Genomic DNA, 15,223 nt, shown 5'->3' on the forward strand with positions numbered 1-15,223 from the left:
ATATAGAAGGAGTCCTCCTTGTACCAGCAGAACCAGCTCGCCGAGTTGCGGGTCGACCGTTTCGTCCGCGAGCGCCTGACGCCCGCCCTCGAACGGGCGTCCGTCCCGGTGGCCGTGGAGGCGTGGGAGGTGCCGGACGAGCCGGTGCCGTTCGCGCAGGCGGTGGAGGGCGCGTTCGAGCCGTTCGCCGTCGGGAGGCCGTGGGGGCGGCCGTGGGGCACGGTCTGGTTCCGTGTGACCGGGACGGTCCCGGCCGAGTGGGAGGCCGCTCCCGATGACGTGGAGCTGGTCGTCGACCTCGGCTTCACCGCCGGCCAGGTCGGCTTCCAGGCGGAGGGGCTGGTCTGGGCGACGGACGGCACGATCGTCAAGGCGCTGGAGCCGCTCAACAACTACGTGCGGCTGCAGGCGGCGCCTGGGGAGTCGTTCGAGCTGTTCGTGGAGGCGGCCTCCAACCCCGACGTGGGGTCGGACTGGTCGTTCCGGCCGACGCCGGTCGGCCGCAAGTCGACCGCGCCGACGGAGTCCATCTACACGCTGCGCCGGGTGGACGTCGTCCACCGCGACCGGGAGGTGTGGGAGTTGATCCAGGACATCTTCACGGTGCGCGGCCTGGCCGCCGAGCTCCCGGCGACCTCCCCGCGTCGGGCCGCACTGTTCGCCGCGCTGGAGGACGCGGTGACGGCGGTCGACCCGTTCGACGTCGGTGCGACCGCTGGGGCAGGCCGCGCCGCGCTCGCCGGCGTGCTGGCGTCGCCCGCCGCTGCGACCGCGCACCAGGTGTTCGCGGTGGGCCACGCGCACATCGACTCCGCCTGGCTGTGGCCGGTGCGCGAGACCATCCGCAAGTGCGCGCGGACCTTCTCCAACGTCCTCGACCTCATGGACCAGGACCCGGACTTCGTGTTCGCGTGCTCGTCGGCCCAGCAGTTCGCGTGGATGCAGCGGTTCTACCCCGAGCTGTTCGAGCGCATCCGCGTGCGCGTCGCCGAGGGCCGCTTCGTGCCGGTCGGCGGGATGTGGGTGGAGTCGGACACCAACATGCCCGGCTCGGAGGCGCTGGCCCGCCAGTTCGTGGAGGGCAAGCGGTTCTTCCTGGAGGAGCTGGGCTACGAGCCGCGCGAGGTCTGGCTGCCCGACTCGTTCGGCTACTCGGGCGCGCTCCCGCAGATCGCGCGCGAGGCCGGGATGGACTACTTCCTCACCCAGAAGATCTCGTGGAACGAGACCAATACGTTCCCGCACCACACCTTCGACTGGGAGGGCATCGACGGCACGCGCATCTTCACGCACTTCCCGCCGGTCGACACCTACAACTCGATCCTCTCCGGGGAGAACTCGCCCACGCCGAGCAGAACTTCGCCGACAAGGGCCGCGCGAACACCTCGCTCGTGCCGTTCGGGTTCGGCGACGGCGGCGGCGGGCCGACCCGCGAGATGGTCGCCGCGGCCGCGCGCACGGCCGACCTCGAGGGCTCGCCGACCGTTCGGGTCGCGGCGCCGTCCGCGTTCTTCGACGCCGCGCGCGCCGAGTTCGACCCGGCGCCGGTGTGGGCGGGGGAGCTCTATTTGGAGTTCCACCGCGGCACTTACACCTCGCAGGCGCGCACCAAGCAGGGCAACCGCCGCAGCGAGGCGCTGCTGCACGAGGCGGAGCTGTGGGCGGCGACCGCGGCGGTCCGCGCCGGTGCGGTGTATCCGGCGGAGGAGCTGCGGGAGGCCTGGCGGACGGTGCTGCTGCAGCAGTTCCACGACATCCTGCCCGGGTCGTCCATCGGCTGGGTGCACGACCAGGCCGTCGAGAACTACGCGGCGGTGGCGCGCAGCCTGGAGGACGTGATCGGGAGGTCGCTGGCGGCGCTCGCCGCGGGCGCGACCGACTCGGACGCCGTCGCCAACGCCTCCCCGTACCGGGTGGACGGGATCGCCCCGGGCGGCATCGGCGTCCCGGCGCGCGGCTCCGACGCCCGCGTCGAGCCCGACGGCGACGGCTTCCGGCTGATCAACGACCGCATCGCGGTCACGGTGGACGCCGAGGGGCTCATCCCCTCGATCGTGGAGCTCGCGACCGGCCGGGAGGTGGTACCCGCGGGCACCCGCGCGAACCTCCTCCAGCTCTTCCGGGACACCCCCACGCAGTGGGACGCCTGGGACGTCGACATCGAGTACCGGCTCGCGGGGGAGGACCTTACGCGGGTGGAGTCCCTCGACGTCGCCGCGGAGACGCCCGAGTCGGTGTCGCTGCGCCTGATCCGCCGCTTCGGCTCCTCCACGGTGACGCAGACGATGACCCTCGCCGCCGGGTCGCCCGCGCTCGACATCGAGACCCACGTCGACTGGCACGAGCGCCAGCGGATGCTGAAGCTCGGCTTCCCGGTCGACGTCCACACCACGTCGGCCCGCTCGGAGATCCAGTTCGGGCACATCGACCGGCCCACGCACACCAACACCAGCTGGGATGTCGCCCGGTTCGAGACCAGCGCCCACCGCTGGGTGCACGTGTCCGAGCCCGGCTTCGGCGTCGGCGTCGCCAACGACGCGACCTACGGCCACGACATCACCCGGCACGAGCGCGAGGGAGGCGGCACCTACTCGCTGGTGCGCCAGACCCTCCTGCGCGCGCCGCTCTTCCCGGACCCGGAGGCCGACCAGGGCGAGCACGCGCTGCGCAGCTCCCTCGTGGTCGGGGGCGTGGACGCGGCGATCGAGGCGGGCTACCGGCTCAACCTCCCGCTGCGCCCGGCGGCGGCCGCGAGCGAGCCGCTCGTCGCCTCCTCGTCGGCGGGAGTCGTGGTCGAGACCGTCAAGCTCGCCGAGGACGGCTCGGGCGACGTCGTCGTCCGCCTGTACGAGGCGCACGGCTCGCGGGCGTCGACGACGCTCGCGGTGGGCTTCCCGTACGAGCGCATCGAGCGCACCGACCTGCTGGAGCGCGCGACGGGCGACGCCGCGACGACGCTCGCGCTGCGTCCCTTCGAGATCGTCACGCTGCGGTTCGTCCGCGGCTGACCCAGACCGCCCGCCCCGGGCCGCGCGAACCCCGGGGCGGGCAACATCCTTCGCGAGCCGTCGCGCGTGCGGGCCGCGCAGCCGTCGGCGGGTCGCGTGTCCCGAACTGGGGGCGCGCGGCCCGGCAGAAGCATTCCATCCGCCCGGTTATTCTTTCCACGTGGCGGTCGGTATGTGGCGCAGGGGGTCCTCGTGGTCGAGGACCACGCCCTGATGCGTTCGCTCGTGGCCGACGCCTTCGCGCAGCGCGGATTCGAGGTCACCGCGGCGCCCTCCGCGGTGGACGCGCTGCGGCTCGTGGACGACGCCGACCCCGACCTGCTCGTGACCGACATCGACCTCGGCTCCCGGCCCAACGGCGTGGAGCTGGCGACGATCGTCCGCGAGCGCGCCCCGCACGTCGCGGTGCTGTTCCTCAGCAACCTGTCGCGGGAGGCTGCGGCGGCCCAGGCCCGCGACACCGTCGAGGGGGCCTCCTTCGTCAACAAGGGCGCGATCGGGTCGGTCGCCGAGCTGGTCGACGCCGCGGAGGCCGTCCTGGCCGACCGGCCCGTCGAGCACCTGACCGGCGCGACCGGCTCGCAGGGCGCGCTGGTCCGGCTGAGCCCGGCCCAGCGCGAGACGACGCGGCTGCTCGCCGCGGGACTCACGAACGCGGAGATCGCCCGCCGGCGCGGCGTCTCGGTGCGGGCGGTCGAGAAGAGCGTGGAGCGCGTCTTCCAGGCACTCGGCCTCGGCGGTGACGATGGCATCGCCCCGCGGGTGGCGGCCGCGACCCTCTACACGGCGACGTACGGCGACCCGGGGTCGGGATTGTGAACCCGTCCGTCGCTTCGCGGGTCCGGCGCATCGTCGCGCAGGCGACGGGCCGTCACGCCATCACCTGGTGGACGTGGCTGATCACGGCCCCGATCGCGCTGACCGTGATGTCGGGGCTGCAGTACGTGACCGGCGGGCCGTGGGCGGTCCTCGCGGTGGCCTCCGTCGAGCACCTGGCGGTCGGGCTCCTGCTGCTGGTGGGCCGGGCGCTGCTCCGGGTCACGCCGGCAGCGGCACGGGCAGCCACGGTGTTCGCCGTGTTCGCCGTCATCGGCGTCCTCCGTCCCGTCCTCTTCCTCGCCGCAGGATGGCTGCTGGGCATCCCCGCCGCGGCCGGTGATCTCGGCGGGCGGATGGCGATCAACCTGGTGACGACCGTCGCCGTGTTCTCGCTCATCGCGATCGGCGTCCAGCTCGTCGAAGACCATCTCGGCGTCTATCGACGGCTGCGCGCGGCGCGGGAGGCCTCGGCTCGCGATGCGGTGCGGGCGGCGGACCGTGCGCAGGCTCTGCGGGACTCCGCCCTGGACGCCGTCTCGGAAGGGCTGGAGCGCGCGACCGTCGCGGCCGAGAGTCACGGGATCCGTCCCGTCGACGCGGCGAATCTGCTCCGCGAGGTGGCCGAGCAGGTCGTCCGACCGGCCAGCCACCGGGTCTTCGACACCGACGCTCCTGCCGGGGAGGAGTCCGACGCGGGCCGTGTGCGCCGGCGCGACTGGATCGCCTCCGTGCTCGGCGGGATGCAGGCGGCCCCTCCACTCCTGCTGGCCGTGCTTTTCGCGGTGATGGTGCTCCCGTTCGGCGTCTGGCAGTACGGCCTGTTGTTCTGCCTCCCCCGCTGGTGTGCGGCCTTCTCGTGATGTGGGGAGGGAACGCGCTGCTGGGGCTCGCGGCCACCCGGACCCCACCCGCGCTGCGTGCGGTGGCCCTTGCGGTCGGTTACGTCGTGATCGGCGTGCTGCTCTCAACGAGCAGCGAGATCACGGTCCGGCTGATGGGAGGCGATCCCGAGCTGGTCTGGTTCGAGGCCGCCTCGTACTGGCTGGTCGGCCTCGGGGTCGCGTTCGTCGCCTCTCTCACGGCCCAGGTGCGCCGGGATCAGAGCGAGCTCGAGGAGGCGGTCCAGGAGAACATCCGCGCGGCGGCCGCCATCCGGAGCGACTTCGAGCGGGAGCGGGCCGCGCTCGCGCGATTGCTGCATTCCGGAGTCCAGTCCGAGCTGATCGCCTCCGCCCTCGCCCTGGCGGCTGGACCGCCGGCGGACGCGTCGGCCGAGCTGCGCAGGGTGGTGTCGAGCATCCGTGCCGAGCTGAGCGCGCCGCGCGTGGAGCCGGACGCCGCGGAGCGGATCACTGCGCTGGTCGAGAGCTGGGCGTGCGCCATCCCGCTGCGGTCGTCGTTCGGCGACGACGTGTGGGAGCGTCTGCGCGAGCCCGTGCGCGCCGCCGCGGTGATCGACACGATCTCGGAGGGCCTGGCGAATGCGGTACGCCACGGCGACGGGTCGGAGGTCACGCTCGACGTGCTCCCGGCGTCCGGCGACGGCGTCTCGGTCGTGATCGTCTCCGGAGGGGCGCTGACCACCGCCGTGCCCGGGATCGGGCTCCGCCAGCTCGCCGAGCGGGGGACGTCGCGCTGCAGGAGGTCGCCGGCCGGGTCGAGCTCGCGGTGGTCGTTCCCTAGCACCCGTCCGGCGTGCGAACGCCAGTCGTAGCAGCCGTACCCGGTGGCGTCTGAGCGGACTCGAAGGGTTACCTTCAAGGTGATCGGACCTGCATCCGTCTTCGTCAGGGCCGGGGTGGTTTCCGCGCGACCCGAACGCGCGGAATGCGCCCCGCCCCCGGCATCTCGCGGGATTCCGGCGACCTCCATTCATCCGCGAGTTCGCCCGTTCAGGGGCGTCGTGCCCCGAATTGGTGCGATCTATTCGTCTGCATTGATAGAACGTCCAGCGGAAATTTGATAAGAATGATCGGTACGCCTGAAAGCGTCGTCCCCCCGCGGCGCTCGGACCCGACCGTCCCAGGCGGGTTCAGTTCGTCCAGGAAGGCCCTTTTTGCCCGAGTCCTCTGCCCCCTTGCGGCCTCGCCGCAGTACTCGGGGACCCGTCGTACTCGACGTGGACGAGCAGACGCAGGCAGTCGCCGACCCGATCACGGACTTCACGCGGGCCGAGTCGCTGGCCCCCGCCGCACCTGTCGTCCCGGCGGCGCCCGCCGCGCCTGCGCCGATGAGCCGCCGTGCCGCGCTGGAGGCCGAGCGTGCCCAGGCGCGTCGGACGCCGGCCGCGAAGGCACAGGTCGCACCTGTCGCGTCGCAGGCCGCTCCGGAGGACGGCATCGCGTCGCTGTTCGCCGAGACCCTGGCGGCCGGGACCCCGCGGCCGCGGCCCCCGCGGCCGAGAGCGTCGTCGCGGAGAACGTCGTCGCCGAGAGCGCCGTCGCCCGCCGTCGCACGGATGAGCAGCACACCGCACCGCGGAAGAAGAAGCGCGTCGTCCGCGAGCGCGTCGTCGTGAAGCCGACCCGCCCGTCCCGCGCCGAGCGCCGTGCCGCCGCCGCCGCGCAGCAGTCGTCCGTCCCCGCCACGCAGGTCGCGGCCGGCCCCTCGGTCGCCGATCCGGCGAACCCGCGCCACCCCCGTCGCGGCATCTACCGAAAGCTCCACACCGAGAGCCGCCACCGCCGCGGCTTCCACCTCTTCGTGCTCGTCGCGCTGACCGCGTTCTTCGGCACCGCCTCCCTCCCGGCGTACGCGACGACGGGGGAGGCCTCCGTCGCCGGCGCCGCGCGCACCGCCCTCGCCGTGCAGACCCTGACCGGCGGCGACGCCACCGCGCAGGTCGTCTCCCGCGACGGCCTCGGTATCGCCGAGAGCCCGCAGGCCCTCGACTCGACCACCAACACCGCCGTGTCGCCCACGGTGCAGGCCCTGGCCGTGCAGCTCATGGGCGCCGTCGCCGCGGGCCGCCTGGTCGGTTCCACGCCGAACCACATCCCGGAGATCGCGAACCTGGCCGAGGGCAAGGTCGTCCCCGGCTGCGGCGTCGACTACCGCGTCCTCCAGGCGATCTCGGTCGCCCTGGACAACTTCAGCCAGGTCGGCGTCAGCGACATCAACCGCAAGTGCACGGGCCAGATCGAGGGCGCGGGCACCGACTCCGCCCACTACGCGGACGGCGGCGGCCACGCGGTCGACTTCTTCCTCCTCAACGGCTCGGCCCTCACCGGCGGCGACGCCAAGTCCCTCCAGCTCATCCGCCTCCTCGACCCCCTGGTGCCGAAGGGCTCCGGCCTGGGCCAGGCGGAGTGCCGCGGCTCGATCAGCGTGCAGAACTTCGCGCCGTTCGACGACACCTGTAACCACGTGCACATCGACTTCCTGAAGTCGCAGGGGGCGACGCTCCGCTACGGCTGATCCGGGCACGATTCGTGACGAATCGCGGCTGTGAGCAAGGCAATCACGCCATTCGTGCCGAATCGGCCACCGCTCTTACGGCAACGGCACCGCCACCCCCGACCCCAGACGCTTCATCACCAGCGTCGACGTCATCCGCTGGATCCCCGGCAGCCCGCCGAGCTCGCCGTCGTACAGCTCCTGGTAGGCCGCCAGGCTCGGCGTCAGGATGCGCAACATGTAGTCCGGGTCGCCGAAGAGGCGCTCGGCCTCGATCACGTTCGGGATGGCGACCACCGCCTCCTCGAACGCGCCGACCGTGTCCGGGTCGGTGCGGCTGACCGTCACGAACACGATCGCCTCGAACGTCAGCCCGACCGCGGTCGGCGACACCACCGCGCGGTAGTGCTCGATGACGCCCGTCTGCTCCAGTTCGCGGACCCGGCGGTGGCACGCCGACAGGCTCAGCCCGACCCGGGAGGCCAGTTCCGTCACGCTGATGCGGCCGTCCTGCTGGAGGGTTGAGAGAATCTCCCGGTCGAGGCTGTCCATGTGAACTATTCTCCCGCTGTTTCGGCGTTTCCGTCGCAGATTGCGAAGCACCTTTCGCAACTATTGCCGTAGCTTCTGCGACATGAATCCCGCACTGGTCGCGCAGTTCTGGACGATCGCCGTCCTGCTCACGCTGACGCCCGGCGCCGACTGGGCCTACATCATCGGCGCCGGCGTACGCGCCAAGTCCGCCGCACCCTCGATCCTCGGGATGCTGACCGCCTACGCACTGGTCATCGCGGCGGTCGCGCTCGGTGTCGGCGCGCTCGTCACGCGGTTCCCGGTGGTCCTCACCGCGCTCACGCTCGGCGGTGGCGCGTACCTGATCTGGCTCGGGGTCACCGCCCTCCTCAAGCGCGCCGAGCCGGTTGGGCCGCACGGCGAGCCGATCGTCGGGAGCGCGACCTCCCAGTTCCTCCGCGGCGCGGGAGTCTCCGGGTTCAACCCCAAGGGCCTCCTGCTGCTGCTCGCACTCCTGCCGCAGTTCACGTCGCCGACCGGGATGGCGCCGGCCATCCAGATGCTGGTGCTCGGTGCGATCCAGCTGGTCGATATCGCGGTCATCTACACGCTGGTCGCGTTGCTCGCCCGCCGGCTGCTGCGGTCCCGGCCGCGCGCTCTCGCGGTGGTGGGGAAGCTGTCCGGCGCGATGATGGTGCTCATCGGGGTGAGCCTGCTGGTGGAGCGGTTCCTGCAGCACTGACGAGCGTCGACCGTAACCCTCAGAACAGGTTCAACCCCGCCCACTGCAGCAGGATGACGGTCTTCCCGTCCACGATCCGCCCGTCCGCGACCATCGCCAGTGCCTCGTCATATCCCACGACGACCGGCTCGATCTCCTCGCCCTCCTCGGCCACGCCGCCCCCGCCGACGATCTCGCCCGGCCGGTACTCGGCCGCGTAGAAGTGGACGCGCTCGGTCACCGAGCCCGGGCTCATGTACAGGTCGAACAGGTGGCGGAGGTCGCCCACCCGCACGCCCAGCTCCTCGGCGGCCTCGCGGCGGATCGCCTCGTCGGGGGCGTCCCCGTCCAGGAGGCCGGCCGCGGCCTCCACCAGCATCCCGTCGGGGTGGCCGTTGACGTACGCCGGGAGGCGGAACTGCCGGGTGAGCAGCAGCGTGCGCGCGGCGGGGTCGTACAGCAGCACGGTCGCGCCGTTGCCGCGGTCGTAGGTCTCCCGCGACTGCGTCACCCACGCGCCGTCGCGCCCGCGGTAGTCGAAGGTGGTCCGGCGGAGGACGTGCCAGCCGTCGGACACGACCTCCACGTCGGTGACGCGGACGGCGGGGTTGCCGGTGGCCGAACGCCCGGTGCGGTGCAGCCCGGTGCGCCCTCTGCTGTCCGGGACGTCGTGCCCGGGTCGCGCGTCGTGCTCCGTCGATCCCTCACCGCTCATGGCAGGAGGGTATCGGAGCTTTCTCCCGCGCGAATGTACGAGCCGACGATCTCGCGGACCTCCACGCCGCCGCCCTGCCAGGTGGCGGGGTTGCGGCGGGCGATCGCGAGTGCGGCCGCCTTGTCGGCGGCCTCCACGATGCCGATGCCCGCGATGATCTCCTTGCTCTCGGTGTACGGTCCGTCGGTGACGCCGTCGCCGCGGACGGAGGTCGCCTCCGTGAACGGCGCGAGCGCGAACGCGGCGGTCAGCGAGCCGTCGGCGATCAGGTCCTCCGAGTGCCGGTCGTGCTCGGCGAGCTCCTCAGGGCTGCCGGCGACGCCGTTTCCGTAGATGAAGATGGCGAACTGGGCCATGAGTGATCCTCTCTGTCGTCACCAGGACGTCGAACCGCGCGCCGCCGAATCGACAGGGCCCGCGGGGCGCTCAGCGGTATCGGCGCCTGATCGCCCGCGCCGCCAGGATGTCGGCCGCATCCGCGTCTTCAGCCTTGACGATCAGCTTGTCCGACTTCAGCGGCAGCGCGCGGCCCTGCTCGACCTCCTTGCCGGCCATCAGCTCGCGGGCGCGGGCGATCTCCGAGTCGAACACCGCACCGAGCAGGAGGACGACGTTCGCGACCCAGATCCAGAGCAGGAACACGATGATCCCGGCCAGCGTGCCGTAGGTCTTGTCGTAGTTGCCGAAGTTCGCCACGTAGAAGGCCAGCAGCGCCGACGCGACGCCGAGGAGCACGATCGCGACGACGGCTCCGGGAGTGAGCCAGCGGAAGCGCGGCTGCCGCACGTTCGGCGTCGCCGAGTACAGCAGTGCGACGAGCAGCACGAGCGCGAACACCACGACCGGCCAACGGAGGATGGACCACGCGGTCTTGGCGGCGTCCCCGATGCCGAGGGCGTCGCCGAGCGCCTGCAGGATCGGGCCGGAGATCACGAGCAGGACGGCGACGACCGAGATGAGCACGAGGGCGGCGATCGTGACCCCGAGCTGGACCGGGCGCAATGCGAAGAACGTGCGGCCCTCCCGCACGTCGTAGATGCGGTTGAGCGCGCGGCCGAAGCCGCCGACGTACCCGGACGCCGACCAGATCGCACCGATGGTGCCGACGACGAGGGCGATCCCGGTCGCGGGGGAGGCGGCCAGGTTCTCGATGGGGGCGCGCACGACGGTGAGCATCCCCGGCGCGAGCTGGTCGACCATCTGGAACAGCGCGTCGATGCCCGACTTGCTCTGACCGACCAGGCCGAGGACGCTGACGAGCGCGATCATCGCCGGGAACAGCGACAGCACGCCGAAGTAGGTGAGTCCCGCCGCGAGGTCGGTGCACGACGCCTGGCCGAAGCTGCGCAGCGTGCGCTTGAGGATGTAGCCCCACGGCAGACGGGGCCGGGAGGCCTCAGCGGCCACGCGCGATCCCTCGCGCCACGAGAGCGGCGGCGCCAGCCAGCACCGCCAGGAACACCGCCGCGGCGGCGACGGGGTGCGACCGGATCTGCACGCGCACGTTGAAGGTGGCGAAGATGTCGTCGAGGGTCCCGGCGAGCTGGTCGCGGGTCTCCTCCAGTTCGAGCTTCAGCGTGTTCATCCCCTTGCCGCTCACGGCTGCTCCCCCTTCAACGCCTGGACGTCGGCCTTCAGCTCCGGCCCGAGGTCCTCCGGGACCGGCGGCATCCCGCGCTTCAGCATGCCGCGGCCGATGAGGGCGACGATGATCGCCAGCACGATCAGGATGCCCGCGACGATGAGTGCCGCGAGCCAGCCGGGGACGATGAGCGCGAACGCGAACACCGCGGCCGTGACGAGGACGCCGAGCGCGAAGAACACGAACACCAGGGCGCCGACCAGGAGGCCGACGCCCACCCCGGCCGCCTTCGCCTTCGCCGTCATCTCGGCCTTGAACAGGGCCAGCTCGGCGCTGAGCAGCCGCTTGAGCTGGGCTGCTGCGTCGCGCGTCAGCTCCGGCAGCGGGCGCAGTCCGCGCGTGGTCCGGCGGCGCTCGCGGGGGAGCGCGGCCTTGTTCTCGGTCATGCATGGCCTCCCTGGGTTCGCGTCCGAACGTACCCCACCACTGGGGGCGAGCCAAGGGAGTGCCGTCTCCGCGTGGCCCACGGGATAGTGCACACTAGTCGCATGAGCGGCATCGGCGGCAATGGCGCGGGCGGCGGCGGATCGGCCGGCATCAGACCCGGGGGAGTGCTCGTCGCGGTCGTCCCCGGTCAGCCGACCGCGGTGCTCGACGCGGCGGCGCGGCTCGCCGACGACCTGGACGTCCCGCTGGTGTGCGCCAACGTCGACCCGAACCGGTACCTGGTCTCCAGTTATGTGGACGGCACTGTCGTCGCGCTGCCGTACGACCCGGACCTCCCCGAGGTGGAGGACGAGACGTTCGACGCCGAGCTGGAGGCCGACATCCGCACGACGCTGAACGGCCGCGGCGTCCCGTACTCGCTCAAGCAGCTCGCGGGCGACCCGGCCTGGGCGCTCGCCCGCCTCGCGGACGAGATGGACGCGCGGTACATCGTGGTCGGCACACGCGAGGCGGGCCTGCGCGGCAGCCTCCGCGAGTTCTTCAACGGCTCGGTCGCGGTGCACCTGGCGCACCGGCAGCACCGGCCCGTGATCGTGGTGCCGCTGGCGCCGGTCAGCGGGTCGCAGGCGCTGCCGTGGGAGGACCCGCCGGTATAGTGGTCCAGCGGCGATGGATCTCGCCGGGGCCGACGGCCCGAACCGCGACGGTCGCTGATAGTTCCTGCGCTTCGTTCTGAAGGGTGGATGCCGCGTGTCCGCGAGAACCCCGCTGCCGGTGCACCTGCACTGGCGCTCCGTCCTGCTCGTCTTCGCCGGCGGCGCGATCGGCACCACGGTGCGCTACCTGCTGTCGGCCGCCGTGCCGACCGTGGCCGGCATCCCGCTCATCACGCTCGTCATCAACGTGACGGGCGCGTTCGTGCTCGGCTGGCTGCTGGAGGCGCTGGCCCTGCGCGGACCGGACGCCGGGCGGCGCCGTGACCTGCGGCTGTTCGCCGGCACCGGCATCCTCGGCGGGTACACGACGTACAGCTCGTTCGCGGTGGACACGGACGGGCTGTTCGCGGCGCACAACCCCGGCGGCGGCATCGGGTACGCGGTGGCGACGATCCTGATCGGCGCGCTGGCGTCGGTCGCGGGGATCGCGGCGGCCGCTGCGCTCGGGAGGCGACGTGCGCGCCGGGCGGGGGCGGCCGAGTGACGCCGCTGCTGGTGCTCGCCGTCGCTGTCGCGGGCGGCCTCGGAGCGGTGGCGCGGCTGGTGCTCGACGGGGTGCTGCGCAGCCGGTTCCGGATCAACTTCCCGTTCGGCACCACGGTCATCAATGTGACGGGGTCGTTCCTGCTCGGGCTCGTCACCGGGCTGGCGCTCGCGCACGGCCTGCCGCCCGAGTGGCGCGCCATCCTCGGCACGGGGTTCCTCGGCGGCTACACGACGTTCAGCACCGCGAGCTACGAGACCGTGCGGCTGGCGCAGCAGCGGAGGTACCGGGCGGCGCTGTTCAACGGCGCGGGGATGCTGATCCTCGCGCTCGCCGCGGCGGGGCTGGGGCTCTGGCTGGGCGGCCTGCTCTGAGCGGCGTCGGGCGCCGGCTCAGGCCTGCTGCTCCATCCACCACTCGGTGAACTCCTCGGCGCGGCCGTCGGCGGCCAGCACCACCACCCACAGGTTCGAGTAGGTCGGCCCGTCGTGGTAGTCGGTGACGCCCTCCACGAAGTACTGCGCCCCGTCCTGGCCGAGCAGCCGCCACTCGAAGTCGACCGAGCCCGGGTCGTCCTGCGCGTCGAGCCAGCCCTCCACGATCTCGAGGTGGCCGTCCCACGGCTCGGCGAACGGCTCGGTGCGGTAGCTCGCGTCCTCGGTGAAGAGCGCCCGGATGTCGTCCGGGTCGTTCGTCTCCCACGCGCGGCGATAGCGGTCGATCCAGGTCGTGATCGCGTCGGCCATGCCCCCCGTTATACGCCCAGGCCAGGCGAGCCCGCCAGACTTGACAGCGCGCCGCATCTGCGCGACCCCGCCGAAGGGCGCGCAAACGCCCCACCGGCCCGTTTCAGGGGCGTTAAGGCGCCCCTCGGCGAGAGTGTCAGCTCCGGGCGAGGGCGAGCTGCGGCAGGGCGTCGAGGAGCGGGGCGAGCTCGGGGATGCTGTGCGCCTCCTGAAGGGCGGCCTCCAGCGCGTCGTCGTGCACCGGACGGGCGCTGTCGAGCAGTTCGTGGCCGCCGGAGGTGAGCTCGGTGTAGATGCCGCGCCGGTCGTCCAGGCAGTCGATGCGGGTCAGGAGGCCGCGCTCCTCCAGCCGGTTGACCAGCCGGGTGGTCGCGGACGGGCTCAGCGCGCTGGCGCGGGCGAGCTGCTGCATGCGCATGTGCCAGCCGTCCTGCCGGCTGAGCGCGTCGAGCACGGTGTACTCGACGACGGAGAGGCCGGCCGCGCGGGAGAGCGCCTTCTCCAGCTCGTTCTCGATGAAGTTGTGGAGGGCGGCGAGGGTGCGCCAGCCCTGTGCGCGCACTTCGACGGCGTCGTCGGCGATGCCCATGTGCGGTCTCCTCGGTGCTCGGTTCGTGGCTCGTGCTTGCGAAAAGTAATTGCATGTGCAACTATTTAGGACGCGTCTGCAAGTACTTAGTGTACGCGGTCGCCCTCCCATCCCCGACTTTCCCAGGAGTTCTCATGCCTGCAGGCCTGATCGCCCTCGCGCTGGGCGGCTTCGGCATCGGCCTCACCGAGTTCGTCATCGCCGGCCTGCTGCCCGAGGTGGCCGCCGACTTCCACGTCGACGCCGCCGCGGCCGGCTGGCTCATCTCCGGCTACGCGCTCGCCGTCGCCGCCGGCGCGATCGGCCTGACCGCCGCCGTCACCCGCCTCCCGCGCAAGACGGTGCTGCTGGGGCTGATGGTGCTGTTCATCCTCGGCAACGCGATCTCCGCCCTGGCCACCGACTACCCGACGATGCTCACCGGACGCCTCGTCGCCGCCCTCTGCCACGGCGCCTTCTTCGGCATCGGCTCGGTGGTCGCCGCGAGCCTGGTCGACCCCAGCCGGAAGGCGCGGGCCATCGCCATCATGTTCACCGGTCTGACCGCCGCCAACGTCCTCGGCGTGCCGTTCGGGACGCTGCTCGGCCAGCAGTTCGGCTGGAGGTCGACCTTCTGGGCGATCACCGTGGTGGGGGTGCTGGCGTTGGTCGGCGTCGCCGTGCTCGTGCCGGGAGGCCCCGCGACGTCCGCCCAGGCGTCCGGCCTCCGCACCGAGCTCCGGGCCTTCCGCTCCGGCCAGCTCTGGCTCTCGCTGGCGGCGACCGTCCTCGGCTTCGGCGGGATGTTCGGGGCGTTCACCTACATCGCCTACACCCTGACCGGGCTCTCCGGCTTCCCCGCGGCCGCGGTCCCGTGGCTGCTGATCCTGTTCGGGCTCGGCCTGTTCGCCGGGAACGCGATCGGCGGCCGGTTCGCCGACCGCTCGATCGACGGGACGCTGCTGGTCGTGCTGGCCGTGCTCGCGGTCATCCTCGCCGCGTTCGCGCTGCTCGCCGCCCAGCCGGTCGCCGCGGTCGTCGCCCTCGTGCTGATGGGGGCGTTCGGCTTCGCGACGGTCCCCGGCCTCCAGCTCCGCGTACTCCGATCGGCCGACGCCGCTCCGACGCTGGCCTCCGGGGCGAACATCGCCGCGTTCAACGTCGGCAACGCGCTCGGCGCCTGGCTGGGCGGCCTCACCATCGCGGCCGGGCTCGGCTACGCGTCCCCGCTCTGGGTCGGCGCGGCGATGACCGTCGCGGCCCTCGCCGTCGTCGCGGTCGCGGCGGCCGGTCGAGCCGGACGCTTCCGGTCCCGTAGACAGGGGCGTACACTCGCAGCTGTCTCGAACGGAAGGCCGACGATCAGGGGGTGATCGTGTGGTGGATGTGCCTGAGCGGCGCTCCTCTCTCGGTCCCGCGCGGCTTGTGATCGGATCCCTCGTCCTCGGCGGTGGCATCGTCGCGCTGGGGATGCTTTTCGGGGGAGGCACGGCGAACGCGGCGGAACC

The 15,223-nt window shown here is 72.3% G+C and carries 18 protein-coding genes, 1 pseudogene and 1 riboswitch; of the genes and pseudogenes, 11 read left to right on the plus strand and 8 right to left on the minus strand.

All coding sequences use genetic code 11. The features are described from left to right. Window positions 1–18 precede the first annotated feature (18 nt). The 6 genes and pseudogenes from ACQ86L_RS12775 to ACQ86L_RS12800 all read left to right on the plus strand — a co-directional run bounded on the left by ACQ86L_RS12775 (window position 19) and on the right by ACQ86L_RS12800 (window position 7,244). Window positions 19–3,008, plus strand: a pseudogene (locus tag ACQ86L_RS12775) (alpha-mannosidase). Between the two features lie 192 nt (window positions 3,009–3,200). Then, window positions 3,201–3,827: a response regulator gene (locus tag ACQ86L_RS12780; protein WP_434315732.1), complete on the plus strand. Its 627-nt coding sequence runs from the start codon at window positions 3,201–3,203 to the stop codon at window positions 3,825–3,827. Beyond that, window positions 3,824–4,687, plus strand: coding sequence for a hypothetical protein (locus ACQ86L_RS12785; protein WP_434315733.1), 864 nt, complete (start codon window positions 3,824–3,826; stop codon window positions 4,685–4,687). The genes ACQ86L_RS12780 and ACQ86L_RS12785 overlap by 4 nt, the downstream gene beginning before the upstream one ends. Then, a complete protein-coding gene (locus ACQ86L_RS12790; protein WP_434315734.1) occupies window positions 4,687–5,541 on the plus strand; it encodes a hypothetical protein in 855 nt (284 codons plus the stop codon). The genes ACQ86L_RS12785 and ACQ86L_RS12790 overlap by 1 nt, the downstream gene beginning before the upstream one ends. A 405-nt stretch (window positions 5,542–5,946) precedes the next feature. Then, window positions 5,947–6,345, plus strand: coding sequence for a hypothetical protein (locus ACQ86L_RS12795; protein ID WP_434315735.1), 399 nt, complete (start codon window positions 5,947–5,949; stop codon window positions 6,343–6,345). Next, entirely contained in the window at window positions 6,342–7,244 is a 903-nt protein-coding gene (locus ACQ86L_RS12800; protein WP_434315736.1) for a hypothetical protein, read from the plus strand. The genes ACQ86L_RS12795 and ACQ86L_RS12800 overlap by 4 nt, the downstream gene beginning before the upstream one ends. A gap of 75 nt (window positions 7,245–7,319) precedes the next feature. Here the strand turns inward: ACQ86L_RS12800 and ACQ86L_RS12805 are convergent, their stop codons facing one another. Further along, window positions 7,320–7,775, minus strand: a complete 456-nt coding sequence (locus ACQ86L_RS12805) for an Lrp/AsnC family transcriptional regulator (RefSeq protein WP_434315737.1) — start codon at window positions 7,773–7,775, stop codon at window positions 7,320–7,322. An 82-nt stretch (window positions 7,776–7,857) separates the two neighbouring features. Here ACQ86L_RS12805 and ACQ86L_RS12810 point away from each other — a divergent pair, with 82 nt between their 5' ends. Continuing rightward, entirely contained in the window at window positions 7,858–8,478 is a 621-nt protein-coding gene (locus tag ACQ86L_RS12810; RefSeq protein WP_434315738.1) for a LysE family translocator, read from the plus strand. Between the two features lie 19 nt (window positions 8,479–8,497). On the opposite strand, the gene ACQ86L_RS12815 is transcribed toward ACQ86L_RS12810, so the two are convergent. From ACQ86L_RS12815 to ACQ86L_RS12835, 5 genes are all read right to left on the minus strand, one after another. After that, window positions 8,498–9,172 (minus strand): NUDIX domain-containing protein, encoded by a 675-nt coding sequence (locus ACQ86L_RS12815; RefSeq protein ID WP_434315739.1) that lies wholly within the window; start codon window positions 9,170–9,172, stop codon window positions 8,498–8,500. Further along, complete coding sequence (locus tag ACQ86L_RS12820) at window positions 9,169–9,528, minus strand: YciI family protein (protein WP_434315740.1); 360 nt, start codon at window positions 9,526–9,528, stop codon at window positions 9,169–9,171. Before ACQ86L_RS12820 ends, ACQ86L_RS12815 begins: the two co-directional genes overlap by 4 nt. Window positions 9,529–9,598: 70 nt before the next feature. Next, window positions 9,599–10,579: a YihY/virulence factor BrkB family protein gene (locus ACQ86L_RS12825; protein WP_434315741.1), complete on the minus strand. Its 981-nt coding sequence runs from the start codon at window positions 10,577–10,579 to the stop codon at window positions 9,599–9,601. Then, window positions 10,569–10,772, minus strand: a complete 204-nt coding sequence (locus tag ACQ86L_RS12830; RefSeq protein ID WP_434315742.1) for a hypothetical protein — start codon at window positions 10,770–10,772, stop codon at window positions 10,569–10,571. Before ACQ86L_RS12830 ends, ACQ86L_RS12825 begins: the two co-directional genes overlap by 11 nt. Next, window positions 10,769–11,200: a phage holin family protein gene (locus ACQ86L_RS12835; protein WP_434315743.1), complete on the minus strand. Its 432-nt coding sequence runs from the start codon at window positions 11,198–11,200 to the stop codon at window positions 10,769–10,771. The genes ACQ86L_RS12830 and ACQ86L_RS12835 overlap by 4 nt, the downstream gene beginning before the upstream one ends. 102 nt (window positions 11,201–11,302) lie before the next feature. Between ACQ86L_RS12835 and ACQ86L_RS12840 the strand changes: the two genes are divergently transcribed. From ACQ86L_RS12840 to crcB, 3 genes are all read left to right on the plus strand, one after another. Beyond that, window positions 11,303–11,857 carry a universal stress protein gene (locus tag ACQ86L_RS12840; protein ID WP_345838695.1) on the plus strand — a complete coding sequence of 185 codons (555 nt, stop codon included), beginning with the start codon at window positions 11,303–11,305 and terminating at the stop codon, window positions 11,855–11,857. Further along, window positions 11,858–11,931: riboswitch (Fluoride riboswitch) on the plus strand. A 20-nt stretch (window positions 11,932–11,951) separates the two neighbouring features. Next, window positions 11,952–12,401, plus strand: coding sequence for a fluoride efflux transporter FluC (locus ACQ86L_RS12845; protein WP_434315744.1), 450 nt, complete (start codon window positions 11,952–11,954; stop codon window positions 12,399–12,401). Then, entirely contained in the window at window positions 12,398–12,775 is a 378-nt protein-coding gene (crcB, locus tag ACQ86L_RS12850; RefSeq protein WP_434315745.1) for a fluoride efflux transporter CrcB, read from the plus strand. Before ACQ86L_RS12845 ends, crcB begins: the two co-directional genes overlap by 4 nt. An 18-nt stretch (window positions 12,776–12,793) precedes the next feature. Here the strand turns inward: crcB and ACQ86L_RS12855 are convergent, their stop codons facing one another. Next, complete coding sequence (locus ACQ86L_RS12855) at window positions 12,794–13,147, minus strand: nuclear transport factor 2 family protein (RefSeq protein WP_345838692.1); 354 nt, start codon at window positions 13,145–13,147, stop codon at window positions 12,794–12,796. A gap of 136 nt (window positions 13,148–13,283) precedes the next feature. Continuing rightward, window positions 13,284–13,736 (minus strand): MarR family winged helix-turn-helix transcriptional regulator, encoded by a 453-nt coding sequence (locus ACQ86L_RS12860; protein ID WP_370055478.1) that lies wholly within the window; start codon window positions 13,734–13,736, stop codon window positions 13,284–13,286. A 134-nt stretch (window positions 13,737–13,870) separates the two neighbouring features. On the opposite strand from ACQ86L_RS12860, the gene ACQ86L_RS12865 reads away from it, so the two are divergent. Continuing rightward, the gene (locus ACQ86L_RS12865) at window positions 13,871–15,088 is read left to right on the plus strand and encodes an MFS transporter (protein ID WP_434315746.1); all 1,218 of its coding nucleotides are present in this window, start codon (window positions 13,871–13,873) and stop codon (window positions 15,086–15,088) included. Window positions 15,089–15,223: the final 135 nt, after the last annotated feature.

Origin of the sequence: Leifsonia sp. P73 (assembly GCF_051059105.1) — a bacterium.
In the GTDB taxonomy this organism is placed as follows: domain Bacteria; phylum Actinomycetota; class Actinomycetes; order Actinomycetales; family Microbacteriaceae; genus Leifsonia.

Bases quoted from the DNA above. Each gene is read 5' to 3' on its own strand.
- ACQ86L_RS12815 (WP_434315739.1), bottom strand. From the start codon at position 9,172: ATGAGCGGTGAGGGATCGACGGAGCACGACGCGCGACCCGGGCACGAC.
- ACQ86L_RS12860 (WP_370055478.1), bottom strand. From the start codon at position 13,736: ATGGGCATCGCCGACGACGCCGTCGAAGTGCGCGCACAGGGCTGGCGC.
- ACQ86L_RS12835 (WP_434315743.1), bottom strand. From the start codon at position 11,200: ATGACCGAGAACAAGGCCGCGCTCCCCCGCGAGCGCCGCCGGACCACG.
- ACQ86L_RS12805 (WP_434315737.1), bottom strand. From the start codon at position 7,775: ATGGACAGCCTCGACCGGGAGATTCTCTCAACCCTCCAGCAGGACGGC.
- ACQ86L_RS12790 (WP_434315734.1), top strand. From the start codon at position 4,687: ATGTGGGGAGGGAACGCGCTGCTGGGGCTCGCGGCCACCCGGACCCCA.
- ACQ86L_RS12840 (WP_345838695.1), top strand. From the start codon at position 11,303: ATGAGCGGCATCGGCGGCAATGGCGCGGGCGGCGGCGGATCGGCCGGC.
- ACQ86L_RS12820 (WP_434315740.1), bottom strand. From the start codon at position 9,528: ATGGCCCAGTTCGCCATCTTCATCTACGGAAACGGCGTCGCCGGCAGC.
- ACQ86L_RS12810 (WP_434315738.1), top strand. From the start codon at position 7,858: ATGAATCCCGCACTGGTCGCGCAGTTCTGGACGATCGCCGTCCTGCTC.
- ACQ86L_RS12855 (WP_345838692.1), bottom strand. From the start codon at position 13,147: ATGGCCGACGCGATCACGACCTGGATCGACCGCTATCGCCGCGCGTGG.
- ACQ86L_RS12865 (WP_434315746.1), top strand. From the start codon at position 13,871: ATGCCTGCAGGCCTGATCGCCCTCGCGCTGGGCGGCTTCGGCATCGGC.